At 59.0% G+C, this 12,561-nt stretch carries 12 protein-coding genes; 8 read left to right on the plus strand and 4 right to left on the minus strand.

Features of this window, described 5'->3' with window-relative positions:
- Positions 1-6: 6 nt before the first annotated feature.
- From AC07ZE_RS08810 to AC07ZE_RS08820, 3 genes are all read right to left on the minus strand, one after another.
- Positions 7-420: an SH3 domain-containing protein gene (locus AC07ZE_RS08810; RefSeq protein WP_207263432.1), complete on the minus strand. Its 414-nt coding sequence runs from the start codon at positions 418-420 to the stop codon at positions 7-9.
- A gap of 120 nt (positions 421-540) precedes the next feature.
- Entirely contained in the window at positions 541-840 is a 300-nt protein-coding gene (locus AC07ZE_RS08815; protein ID WP_007984134.1) for a YciI family protein, read from the minus strand.
- A gap of 1 nt (position 841) precedes the next feature.
- Positions 842-1,438: a septation protein A gene (locus tag AC07ZE_RS08820; protein WP_095196444.1), complete on the minus strand. Its 597-nt coding sequence runs from the start codon at positions 1,436-1,438 to the stop codon at positions 842-844.
- Between the two features lie 87 nt (positions 1,439-1,525).
- Between AC07ZE_RS08820 and AC07ZE_RS08825 the strand changes: the two genes are divergently transcribed.
- The 6 genes from AC07ZE_RS08825 (at position 1,526) to AC07ZE_RS08850 (ending at position 8,500) form a co-directional block, all read left to right on the plus strand.
- Entirely contained in the window at positions 1,526-2,389 is an 864-nt protein-coding gene (locus AC07ZE_RS08825; RefSeq protein ID WP_207263434.1) for a PHP domain-containing protein, read from the plus strand.
- Between the two features lie 13 nt (positions 2,390-2,402).
- Positions 2,403-3,032, plus strand: a complete 630-nt coding sequence (locus AC07ZE_RS08830) for an L-threonylcarbamoyladenylate synthase (protein ID WP_207263444.1) — start codon at positions 2,403-2,405, stop codon at positions 3,030-3,032.
- Entirely contained in the window at positions 3,033-3,851 is an 819-nt protein-coding gene (locus AC07ZE_RS08835) for a segregation and condensation protein A (RefSeq protein WP_095196447.1), read from the plus strand.
- Between the two features lie 11 nt (positions 3,852-3,862).
- Entirely contained in the window at positions 3,863-4,834 is a 972-nt protein-coding gene (gene scpB, locus AC07ZE_RS08840; RefSeq protein WP_207263446.1) for an SMC-Scp complex subunit ScpB, read from the plus strand.
- Between the two features lie 221 nt (positions 4,835-5,055).
- On the plus strand, positions 5,056-6,288 hold the full coding sequence (gene rluB / locus AC07ZE_RS08845) for a 23S rRNA pseudouridine(2605) synthase RluB (protein ID WP_207263448.1): 1,233 nt from the start codon (positions 5,056-5,058) through the stop codon (positions 6,286-6,288).
- Positions 6,289-7,081: 793 nt separating this feature from the next.
- Positions 7,082-8,500 carry an amino acid permease gene (locus AC07ZE_RS08850; protein WP_207263449.1) on the plus strand — a complete coding sequence of 473 codons (1,419 nt, stop codon included), beginning with the start codon at positions 7,082-7,084 and terminating at the stop codon, positions 8,498-8,500.
- Between the two features lie 125 nt (positions 8,501-8,625).
- Here the strand turns inward: AC07ZE_RS08850 and AC07ZE_RS08855 are convergent, their stop codons facing one another.
- Positions 8,626-10,290, minus strand: a complete 1,665-nt coding sequence (locus AC07ZE_RS08855; RefSeq protein WP_207263451.1) for an electron transfer flavoprotein-ubiquinone oxidoreductase — start codon at positions 10,288-10,290, stop codon at positions 8,626-8,628.
- 548 nt (positions 10,291-10,838) lie between these two features.
- On the opposite strand from AC07ZE_RS08855, the gene AC07ZE_RS08860 reads away from it, so the two are divergent.
- Both AC07ZE_RS08860 and AC07ZE_RS08865 read left to right on the plus strand, forming a co-directional pair.
- Positions 10,839-11,588 (plus strand): electron transfer flavoprotein subunit beta/FixA family protein, encoded by a 750-nt coding sequence (locus AC07ZE_RS08860; protein WP_095196453.1) that lies wholly within the window; start codon positions 10,839-10,841, stop codon positions 11,586-11,588.
- On the plus strand, positions 11,589-12,518 hold the full coding sequence (locus tag AC07ZE_RS08865; RefSeq protein WP_207263453.1) for an electron transfer flavoprotein subunit alpha/FixB family protein: 930 nt from the start codon (positions 11,589-11,591) through the stop codon (positions 12,516-12,518).
- The last annotated feature ends 43 nt before the right edge of the window (positions 12,519-12,561 follow it).

Below are 12,561 nucleotides of genomic sequence, written 5' to 3' on the forward strand. Positions count from 1 at the left end.
ACTCACTCAATTTAGCCATTGTCGACGTTTTCGACTTGCACCACTGGCGAAGATACCGCAGAGCAGGGCCAATAGCGCAACTCCGGCGCCGATGACGAACCACTGTTGCTGATCGGTCAGCAAGCGCGGAATCGAACTGCCGGCCTGGGTTTCTCGCAGTTGCAGCTTCAGACGCTGGTTTTCCTGGCGCAACCGGGCCAGCTGGGCGCTTTCGCGTTCGCTATCGGCATTCTGCAATTGTTTGCTCAATTCTTCTCGTTGCCGCTCGCTTTCCTTCAAGCGTTGCTGCAATTCGTTTATCTGGCTTCCCGCACTCAAGGACAGCGGCGTGGAGCTGGCGCCCTCAGCGTGTTCTTCACCGTGGGCGGGGGCCATGATCGACAACGTGACCAACATCAGACACAACGGACCTTTGCGCATCGCGACTCCTGATTCCAATACGAGTATTGGGAAGTTGTCGGCCGGCAAAAGAGAATAATGAGCGATTGAGAGCACGATGAACCGATAAGGTTCACCGCGCGAAGGATTGCGAGTAGAAAGTTACGGCAGGACTTGCTTGAACGGCTTGACCAAAACGTTGGCGTAGACACCGGCAGCAATGTACGGATCGGCATCGGCCCAGGCCTGGGCGGCGCTCAGGGAATCGAACTCGGCGACGATCAGGCTGCCGGTGAAACCTGCCGCGCCCGGATCATTGCTGTCGACCGCCGGGTGCGGGCCGGCCAATACAATGCGACCTTCGCCTTTGAGCACCTGCAGGCGCTCAAGGTGGGCCGGCCGTGCGGCCAGGCGGGCTTCCAGGGAATTGGCGACGTCTGTGGCAATGATTGCGTAAAGCATGTCAGTCCTCGGTTTTAGGCGATGTGGTATCGGCGTCATGCAGGTGGCGGGACAGGTAGATGCCCTGGCCGACCAGGAAAATCAATGTCATGCCCAGGCTGCCGAAGACCTTGAAGTCGACCCAGTAGCTCTGGAAGGTAAACGCAACGAACAGGTTGGCGGCACCGCAAAACAGGAAGAAGGCGATCCAGGCGATGTTCAGACGTGTCCAGACAGGCTCCGGCAAGGTCAGCGCGTGGCCCATGATGCGTTTGATCAGCAGGCGGTCACCGATGAAGTGGCTGCCGATGAAACCCAGGGCAAACAGCCAGTTGACCACCGGGGCTTTCCATTTCAGGAAGGTCTCGCTGTGGAAGGCCAGGGTCAGGCTGCCGAAGACCAGGCAGGCGACAAGGGTCAGCCACTGGCTCTTCTCCAGCTTGCGCTGTTTGATGAACAGCGTGCCGTAGACCACCAGCGAACTGATGATCAGCATCGCGGTGGCGCTGTAAATACCGCCTACAGTTACCTCATGGCCGGCAATGTCGACGACCCGTGGATCGATTTTGAAGACGATGAAAAACAGCAGGAGCGGGATGAAATCGATGAATTGTTTCACAGTGGCAGCCAGAAGCAGGATGTGGCGGCATAATAACAAACATATGGGCGCGCGATAGCGCCAGCTGATTTGAGGTTACAAAGCCCTGTGAATGTTGATTTGCACTGCCATAGCACGGCCTCCGATGGCGCCCTGGCGCCTGCGGTTCTGGTTGAGCGTGCGTTCGAGAACGGCGTGCGAGTCCTGGCCCTGACCGATCACGACACCCTTGAAGGCCTCGATGAGGCGCGACACGCTGCCGATGCGCTGGGGATGCAACTGGTCAACGGCGTCGAATTATCCTGTACCTGGGGCGGCGCGACCATTCATGTGCTCGGCTACGGTTTCGACGTCAATGCCGCACCATTGGTCGAGGCGATTGCCAAATTGCACGATGGTCGCTGGCTTCGGTCCGAAGAAATAAGTCGCAAACTGGCGTTGAAGGGCATGCCCGGCGCGCTTGAGGGCGCCCGGGAAATCCAGCAGGCTCTGGGGGACAGCGGCAACGCACCGGCCCGGCCGCACTTCGCCGACTGGATGGTGCGCGAAGGTTTCGTCAAGGACCGCGCCGAAGCCTTTCGCAAATGGTTGGGTGCCGGCAAGCTGGGGGACGTCAAGCAACACTGGCCGACCCTGGAAGAAACCGTCGAAACCCTGCGCGCGGCCAAGGCCTGGGTCAGTCTGGCTCACCCTTGGCACTATGAATTCACCCGCAGCAAACGTCGCCGCCTGATTGCCGACTATATTCAAGCAGGGGGCCACGCGATCGAGGTGGTCAATGGTCATCAGCCTGCCGAACAAGTGGGCAGCCTGGCGATTCTGGCCCGCGAGTTCGGTCTGCTGGTCAGCGCCGGCAGTGATTTTCATGGCCCTGGAGGCTGGTCCGAGATCGGTGAATACCGCCCGCTCCCGGAAGATCTGCCACCACTGTGGTGTCGGTTCAAACATGACCCAATTATTGCCGCCGTCTGAACAGGTAGAGAATGTGAGTCAATTTTTCCAGATTCATCCGGAAAACCCGCAAGCGCGCCTGATCAAACAGGCTGTCGAGATCATCCGCAACGGCGGGGTGGTGATCTATCCCACAGACTCTTCCTACGCAATCGGTTGCCAGATCGGCGACAAGGTTGCCGTGGAGCGTGTTCGGCGCCTGCGTCAGCTCGATGAAAAGCACAACTTCGCATTGATCTGTAGCGATCTGTCGCAACTGGGCCTGTTTGCCAAGATCGACACCGGCACCTTCCGCATTCTCAAGGCGCATCTGCCGGGGCCATACACCTTTATTCTCAACGCTACCCGCGAAGTCCCGCGGCTGCTGTTGCACCCGAAAAAACGCACCATCGGCCTGCGGGTACCGAGCCATCCCATCGCGTTGGCGCTGCTGGCTGAGCTGGGTGAACCGTTGATGAGCGTGACGCTGATCATGCCCGGCGATGAAGATCCGCTCACCGATCCCTATGAAATGCGCCAGTTGCTTGAACATCAGGTCGAGCTGATCATCGACGGCGGCTTTGGCGGGATCAAGGCGTCCACGGTGATCAGCCTCGCCGACGGCGAGCCGGAAGTGATCCGCGTCGGTTGCGGCGACCCTGCGCCGTTCATGGCCGAGGCCTAGATGTCCGCAGTAGAACCCGTCGACAGTCAGGCCGGAGCCCAGCAAGAGCTGCCCTTCGCCATGGTCTATGGCCAGGCGGTCATGGAAATGCCGCTGGACCTGTACATCCCGCCAGATGCGCTGGAAGTCTTTCTCGAAGCCTTCGAAGGTCCGCTCGACCTGCTGCTGTACCTGATCCGCAAGCAGAACATCAATATCCTCGATATTCCGGTGGCGGAAATCACCCGCCAGTACATGGGCTATGTCGAGTTGATGCAGTCGGTGCGTCTGGAGCTGGCCGCCGAGTACCTGGTGATGGCCGCGATGCTGGCCGAGATCAAGTCGCGAATGCTGCTGCCTCGGGCGGAAACCGTCGAGGACGAGGAAGAAGATCCGCGCGCTGAACTGATCCGTCGCTTGCAGGAATACGAACGCTTCAAGGCTGCTGCCGAAGGCATCGATGGCCTGAGCCGGGTCGGCCGCGATGTTGTGGTGCCCAAGCTCGATGCCCCCGAAGCCCGAGCGCGCAAGCTGTTGCCGGACGTGCGTTTATCGGAATTGCTGCTGTCCATGGCTGAGGTGCTGCGCCGTGGCGACATGTTCGAAAGCCACCAGGTCAGTCGCGAGGCGCTGTCCACCCGCGAACGCATGAGCGATGTGCTCGAGAGGCTCAAGGGCGGCGGTTTCGTGCCGTTTGTCGAACTTTTCACTGCCGAGGAAGGGCGGTTGGGCGTGGTAGTGACCTTTATGGCAGTCCTCGAACTGGTCAAGGAATCCCTGGTCGAGCTGGTGCAGAATGAGCCGTTCGCAGCGATCCACGTGCGGGCCCGAGCCGAATAACGAGTTGAATCATGAACCTGAGTGAACCCCGCGAGCTGGCGCCGCTGCTTGAAGCCTTTCTGTTGGCCTCGGGAAAACCGCAATCCCTGGAGCGCCTGTTCGAACTTTTTGAAGAAGGCGAGCGGCCGGAGCCGGCGGTTTTCAAAAAAGCGCTGACCCTCCTGGGCAAGTCCTGCGATGGCCGCGCATACGAATTGAAGGAAGTCGCTTCCGGCTATCGCCTGCAAATTCGCGAAAAGTTTTCGCCGTGGGTCGGGCGTTTGTGGGAAGAGCGTCCGCAACGTTATTCCCGGGCGATGCTCGAAACCATCGCGCTGATTGCCTATCGCCAGCCGATCACCCGAGGCGAAATCGAAGATGTACGGGGTGTGGCGGTCAACAGCCAGATCGTCAAGACGCTGATGGAGCGCGAGTGGATTCGTATCGTCGGTTACCGTGACGTGCCGGGCAAACCGGCGATGTTCGCCACCACCAAGGCGTTTCTCGATCACTTCAACTTGAAAAACCTCGACGATTTGCCACCGCTGGCCGAGTTGCGCGAGCTGGAGCCTGATCCGGTGCTTGAGTTCGACGACGCGCCGGTACCGGCCTCGTTGCAGGAACTGGCGGATGCCAGTGCCGAGCCGGAGGAGCCCAAGGAGGAAACCAGCTTCCATACTTTGCTGTTGGAGCTGGACAGCATGGAGGAGGGGCTCAAGACCGACTTCGATGACCTGTTGCGTGATGGTGAGGTGCCTGAAGTTGATCCGGAGCAGGCTGACGTTGAACCGGACGCAGAACTTGCTCAAGTTGAGCCCGAGCCAGAACCCGACATTGAACCGGAGCAGGAAGACGACATCCTCGGCGTTGCCGAGGCCCGTGAAAAACTGCTTGCCGCCGTTGCTGCGCTTGAACAACCCAAGCCTGAATTGAGCGACGAAGAAGCAGAAGCCCAAGCCCTGGCTGAAGCCATCGAAGCCGAACGCCGCCAATTCGACGACTGACACCGATCCCGTGGGGGCGAGCAGGTTCACTCCCACAGGGATCGATTTTGAACCCACCGGTCGGCGGAAAAGCCAGTAACCTTGTATCGATCAGCTAGTCTCTGATGCGCGAACGCCGACATGAGCGTATGATTCGCGACCCTTCGACGATCCCCTCGTCCAAGTTACAGTTTTCAATGCTTCAGGCGCAGCCTGAACAGACCACACCGGGAGGTGCCCAGATGAGTATCAACGATCAGAAAGACGACCAGCCAATCGGCCCAGCAGGCGAAAAACTGCAGAAAGTCCTCGCCCGTATCGGCGTCGGCTCGCGCCGTGACGTGGAAGCCTGGATCAGCCATGGCCGAATCAAGGTCAACGGCAAAGACGCTACCCTCGGCCAGCGCGTCGATATGCATGACGCCATCACCATCGATGGCAAGGTGATCAAGCGCGAAGAGGCCGCCGAGTCGGTACGCCGCGTGATCATGTACAACAAGCCCGATGGCGAAATCTGCACCCGTGTCGACCCGGAAGGTCGTCCGACCGTGTTCGACAAGATGCCGCGTCCGAAAGAAGGTCGCTGGATCAACATCGGTCGTCTGGACATCAACACCACCGGTCTGCTGATGTTCACGACCGACGGTGAGCTGGCCAACCGCCTGATGCACCCTTCCTACGAAATGGACCGTGAATACGCGGTGCGTGTGCGTGGGGAAGTAGACGACGAGATGATCGAGCGCTTGAAAGCGGGCGTCGTGCTCGAAGACGGCCCGGCCAAGTTCACCGACATCAAGCAGGCACCCGGTGGTGAAGGTTTCAACCACTGGTATCACTGCGTAGTGATGGAAGGCCGTAACCGTGAGGTTCGTCGTCTGTGGGAATCCCAGGGTCTGGTGGTCAGCCGTCTGAAGCGCGTGCGTTTCGGTCCGGTGTTCCTCAACTCCGACCTGCCAATGGGGCGCTGGCGCGAAATGAGTCAGTACGAAGTTGACATTCTGAGCGCTGAAGTGGGCCTGACCCCGGTGGCCATGCCGCAGATGACCGCCAAGAGCAAAGACAAGCTTGAGCGCATGCAGCGTAAATCGTCGCGGCCAATGGCCAAGACGGATCGTGTGCGAACCCTGCGCCCAGCCACTGGTGAGCCTGCGCCTAGCCCGCGATCAAACCGTGAGCCACAGATCGAGGGCGAGCGTCCGGGTCGCAAGCCTGCCGCGCGCCAGGAGGGTGAGCGTGGTCCACGTACTCCGCGTCCTGCCAACGGTCGCACCGAGCGTGGCGAAGGCCGTGGCGCTCCAGCCGGTCGCGGTACACCGGTAGCGGACCGTCCGGCCGACACCAAGCGTCCGGCCAAGCCGGCGCCGAAGCGTCCGGGGATCAAGCTGGTCGAGGGTGACAAACCGTCGGGCAAGCGCCGCGGTGCGCCGGCCGGTTCTGGTCAGCGTCCGGGGTTTGGGCGTCGCAAGCCTGAGTGAAGCAGCGGTAAGCTACACGTGAAAAACGCCAGCCTTCGGGTTGGCGTTTTTTTTTGACTGGCTTAAGTGGTGTGGTGTTTTTCAGTCCGCCTTCGCGAGCCTGCGCGCGAAGGCGTCAGCGGTAGCACCACCATGTCCAGATCGGAAAACCAGCGTTACGCCCTGTAAAGAAACACTTACGAATTCCATGGATTGCCCCTGTGAAATCGTCATCTTGCCAATGCTGTAAGAAAATTCTTCCGTCTCTGTCATCCATCGATGTATTGCAGCGTTCTAACCCGCTTGTTTCCCTCGCCCCGGCAAGGTGATATGCGCGCCATGCCTGTCGTGCAGGTGCATAAGAAAAAGGAGGCGCAATGAACGCCGCAATCCGTTTCCAGTTCTCAGCGTGGGCCGGTTTTGTTACCGATCCCGTCAATGGCCCGCAAAGGCCTGACTCCCTTTTTGCAGCCGCCCGAGCCTCTCGGGGCGGACACAGGCAATCCGGGCAAACGACTCACTGATCCGTGGTGTCTGGCAGCAGGGGGTTGGCGGTGTACAATGCGCCGCGTTTTACCTGTGACCTCCTGCGCATCTGCGCAAACCTCAAGGCTATCCGCCTTGTTCACTCCGCCACGTCACGAGCGTGTCGGGTTCGATTTCGTCACAGATAAAAACAAACAGGTGACGCATGACTGTTGTAAATACGCTGAACTCCTGGTGCCTGCGCTGGGGTTTGATCGGTGCCGCTTAACGTCTTTTTCAAGCAGCAACGTCTACAGAACATCATCAAACCTTGCGTGAGACCCTTTTCATGAGTGGACAAAACTCGCATTCAGGCGAGCTGAAACGCGGCCTGAAAAATCGCCATATTCAACTGATCGCCCTCGGTGGTGCGATTGGTACCGGTTTGTTCCTCGGCTCGGCCGGGGTACTGAAGTCCGCCGGTCCGTCGATGATCCTCGGCTACGCCATCTGCGGCTTCATTGCCTTCATGATCATGCGCCAACTGGGTGAAATGATCGTCGAAGAGCCGGTTGCCGGTTCCTTCAGTCACTTTGCGCATAAATACTGGGGCGGCTTTGCCGGCTTCCTGTCGGGCTGGAACTGCTGGATCCTGTACATTCTGGTGGGCATGTCGGAGCTGACCGCCGTCGGTAAATACATTCACTACTGGGCGCCGGAGATCCCGACCTGGGCCTCGGCCGCCGCCTTCTTCGTGCTGATCAACGCAATCAACCTGGCCAACGTCAAAGTCTTTGGCGAGGCCGAGTTCTGGTTTGCGATCATCAAGGTCGTGGCGATTGTCGGCATGATCGGCCTGGGCAGCTACCTGCTGGTCAGCGGTCACGGAGGCCCGGAAGCATCGGTGACCAACCTGTGGTCCCATGGTGGTTTCTTCCCGAACGGCGTCAGCGGTCTGGTGATGGCCATGGCGATCATCATGTTCTCCTTCGGCGGCCTGGAAATGCTCGGCTTCACCGCAGCGGAAGCCGACAAGCCGAAAACCGTGATCCCGAAAGCCATCAACCAAGTGATCTACCGGATCCTGATTTTCTACATTGGTGCATTGGTTATCCTGCTTTCCCTGACCCCATGGGACAGCCTGCTGGTGACGTTGAATGCGTCCGGCGACTCTTACAGCGGTAGCCCGTTCGTCCAGGTGTTCTCGATGCTCGGCAGCAACACTGCTGCGCACATCCTCAACTTCGTGGTCCTGACCGCGGCGCTGTCTGTGTACAACAGCGGCACCTATTGCAATAGCCGCATGCTGCTGGGCATGGCCGAGCAGGGCGATGCACCGAAGGCGCTGGCGAAGATCGACAAGCGTGGTGTGCCGGTTCGTTCGATCCTGGCCTCGGCCGCGGTGACACTGATTGCGGTACTGCTGAACTACCTGATCCCGCACAGTGCGCTGGAACTGCTGATGTCCCTGGTCGTGGCCACCCTGGTGATCAACTGGGCGATGATCAGTTACTCGCACTTCAAGTTCCGCCAGCACATGAACAAGACCCGACAGACGCCGTTGTTCAAGGCTTTGTGGTACCCGTACGGGAACTACATCTGCCTGGCGTTCGTGGTGTTCATTTTGGGCGTGATGCTGTTGATCCCGGGGATTCAGGTCTCGGTGTACGCGATTCCGGTGTGGGTCGTGTTCATGTGGATCTGCTACGGCATCAAGAACAAGCGTCGTGATGCAAGCGCTGCTGTAGTGGGTTCTGTAACCCGATAAGCAGTCAGTAAAAGACAATGCCCGTATCGCGAGATACGGGCATTTTTTATGGGCGTTTCTTTTTGCAGGCTTCAGAAACGCAAATGCCCCGACAGGTCGGGGCATTTGTTGTTCAGGCGTTCGGCTTACATGTTCGGGTAAGTCGGGCCGCCAGCACCTTCCGGTGCCACCCAGGTGATGTTCTGTGCAGGGTCCTTGATGTCGCAGGTCTTGCAGTGAACACAGTTCTGGGCGTTGATCTGGAAGCGCTTCTCGCCGTCTTCCTTGGTCACCACTTCATACACACCGGCCGGGCAGTAGCGCTGGGCAGGTTCGTCGTACAGCGGCAGGTTCTTGGTGATCGGGACGCTCGCGTCAGCCAGCTTCAGGTGGCACGGCTGCTCTTCTTCGTGGTTGGTACCGGAGATGAACACCGAGCTGAGCTTGTCGAAGCTGATCTTGCCATCCGGTTTCGGGTAGTCGATCTTCTTGCAGTCGGCCGCCAGTTTCAGGCAAGCGTAATCCGGCTTGGTGTCGTGCAGGGTGAACGGCAGTTTGCCGCCGAAGATGTTCTGGTCAAGCCAGTTGAAACCACCGCCGACGATGGCGCCGAACTTGTGGATCGCCGGGCCGAAATTGCGGCTGGCGAACAGTTCGTCGTGCAGCCAGCTGTTCTTGAACGCATCGACGTAGGTGGTCAGTTCTTCGGTGCCGTCCTTGTCGGCGAACAGCGCGTCAGCCACGGATTCGGCAGCGAGCATGCCCGACTTCATCGCGGTGTGGCTGCCCTTGATCTTGGCGAAATTCAGGGTGCCAAGATCGCAACCGATCAGCGCGCCGCCCTTGAAGACCATTTTAGGCAGCGAGTTCAGGCCGCCCTTGCAGATGGCGCGCGCGCCGTAGCTGATACGCTTGCCGCCTTCCAGGTACTGCTTGAGCACCGGGTGATGCTTGAGGCGCTGGAACTCGTCGAACGGCGACAGGAAGGTGTTGCTGTAGGACAGGTCGACGATCAGGCCGACCACGACCTGGTTGTTTTCCAGGTGATAGAGGAACGAGCCACCGGTGTTTTCGGTGCCCATGATGTCCATCGGCCAACCGGCGGTGTGAACCACCAGGCCAGGCTGGTGCTTGGCCGGATCGACTTCCCAGATTTCCTTGAGGCCGATGCCGTAGTGCTGCACGTCGGATTCATTGTCGAGGTTGAAGCGCTTGATCAACTGCTTGCCGATGTGGCCGCGGCAACCTTCGGCGAACAGCGTGTATTTGCCACGCAGCTCCATGCCCGGGGTGTACAGGCCTTCTTTCGGCTGACCCTCGCGGTCAACGCCCAGATCGCCGGTGATGATCCCGCGAACCACGCCGTTTTCGTCGAACAGCGCTTCCTGAGCGGCGAAGCCCGGGTAGATTTCCACGCCCAGGTTCTCGGCCTGCTGGGCCAGCCAGCGGCACAGGTTGCCCAGGGAGATGATGTAGTTGCCTTCGTTGTGCATGGTCTTGGGCACAAAGAAGTCCGGAATTTTCTGCGCGCTTTCGGCGTTTTTCAGCACGAAAATGTCATCGCGGGTGACCGGGGTGTTCAGCGGTGCGCCAAGTTCTTTCCAGTCCGGGAACAATTCGTTCAGGGCTCGTGGTTCGAACACGGCACCGGACAGGATGTGAGCACCGACTTCGGAGCCTTTTTCAACCACGCAGACGCTGATTTCCTTACCGGCTTCGGCGGCCTTCTGCTTCAAACGGCAGGCGGCGGACAGGCCAGCGGGGCCGGCCCCGACGATGACCACGTCGAATTCCATGTATTCGCGTTCCACAGGCTATCTCCTACTCAAGGCTCAACAGTTTTTTTCTAATTTTTAAGGTTTGGTGTCGCATCCATGAATCCCAGCGCAACGTCGGGAGCGGACAATCGATCAACCACCTTTCTCTTTGGGTGGCGCATTATATCTACACCACTCTCAGGGTCCAATACAAACGTTTGTTTGAATTGGCTCTAAGCCAGAGAAATCAAAGTCACGCGGGTTATGAACGGCTATTTTGCCGTATTGACCGGAATAGGTGTTCCGGTCAAGATACGGGCGGTTTTGCGCTCGCCGTAGGCTGAATATTGGTTTCAAGAGCACCTCTAAAGACAGGGCGATGGCAGTACAAGGTGATGCGCAGTTCAGGTTAGCCGCGCAGTTTACACGCCGCGATATTGAATGACTTGTCGGTCACCCCTGACGAACGGTCATGAGCATCGTGAGCGATGGTCACTTGACACGAATGCCGGCGTTTTTAGAGGTGCCCTTGCGCCCCATGAGCATCAACCGCCAGGTTCGCCTAGGCGACTTTCTTTTCACCGGAGAGTAACGAGGAATCCATGAAGGTTCTTGTAGCTGTCAAACGCGTTGTGGATTACAACGTCAAGGTCCGCGTCAAGGCGGACAATTCCGGCGTCGATCTTGCCAACGTCAAGATGTCGATGAACCCGTTCTGCGAAATCGCAGTGGAAGAAGCCGTACGCCTGAAAGAGAAAGGCGTTGCGACTGAAATCGTCGTCGTCTCCGTCGGCCCGTCCACCGCTCAGGAGCAACTGCGCACCGCGCTGGCTCTGGGTGCCGACCGCGCCATCCTCGTCGAATCCGCCGAAGATCTGACTTCCCTGGCCGTTGCCAAACTGTTGAAAGCTGTTGTCGACAAGGAACAGCCTCAGCTGGTGATCCTCGGCAAACAAGCCATCGACAGCGACAACAACCAGACGGGCCAGATGCTTGCTGCCTTGAGCGGTTACGGTCAGGGCACGTTCGCGTCGAAAGTCGAAATCAGCGGCGACAAGGTTGCCGTGACTCGCGAAATCGACGGCGGCGCACAGACGGTTTCCCTGAAACTGCCGGCCATCGTCACCACCGACCTGCGTTTGAACGAGCCGCGCTACGCGTCTCTGCCAAACATCATGAAAGCCAAGAAGAAGCCTCTCGAAGTGCTGACTCCGGACGCTTTGGGCGTTTCCACCGCCTCCACCAACAAAACCGTGAAAGTCGAAGCGCCTGCTGCACGCAGCGCGGGTATCAAGGTCAAGTCGGTGGCTGAACTGGTCGAGAAACTGAAAAACGAAGCGAAGGTAATCTAAATGACTATCTTGGTTATTGCTGAACACGACAACAAAGTGCTGGCCCCGGCCACGCTGAACACCGTGGCTGCCGCTGCCAAAATCGGCGGCGACATTCACGTTCTGGTTGCCGGCCAGGGCGCTGGCGCCGTGGCTGAAGCCGCGGCGAAAATCGCTGGCGTGAGCAAAGTTCTGAACGCTGATAACGCCGCTTATGCGCATCAGCTGCCGGAAAACGTTGCGCCACTGATTGCCGAGCTGGGCAAGGGCTACAGCCACATCCTGGCTGCCGCCACTTCCAACGGCAAAAACATCCTGCCACGCGTTGCCGCTCAGCTGGACGTTGACCAGATCTCCGAGATTATCTCGGTAGAAAGCGCTGACACCTTCAAGCGTCCGATCTATGCCGGTAACGCCATCGCTACCGTTCAATCGAACGCTGCAGTGAAAGTGATCACCGTGCGTGCCACCGGTTTCGACCCGGTTGCAGCTGAAGGTGGTTCGGCTGCCGTTGAAGCCGTTGCCGCTGCTCACGACGCGGGTACTTCCAGCTTCGTCGGCGAAGAGCTGGCCAAGTCCGATCGTCCGGAACTGACCGCTGCCAAGATCGTCGTTTCCGGCGGGCGCGGCATGCAGAACGGCGACAACTTCAAACACCTGTACGCCCTGGCCGACAAGCTGGGCGCAGCCGTGGGTGCTTCGCGCGCCGCGGTCGACGCAGGTTTCGTACCCAACGACATGCAGGTCGGTCAGACCGGCAAGATCGTTGCACCACAGCTGTACATCGCGGTCGGTATCTCCGGCGCGATCCAGCACCTGGCCGGCATGAAAGACTCCAAAGTGATCGTGGCGATCAACAAGGACGAAGAAGCGCCGATCTTCCAGGTGGCCGATTACGGCCTGGTGGCGGACCTGTTCGAAGCCATCCCTGAGCTGGAGAAGCTGGTCTAATCCGGCTGCTTCACTTATAAAGAGCCCGACCTTTTGGTCGGGC

The sequence above is a fragment of the Pseudomonas sp. GW101-3H06 genome (assembly GCF_059424605.1).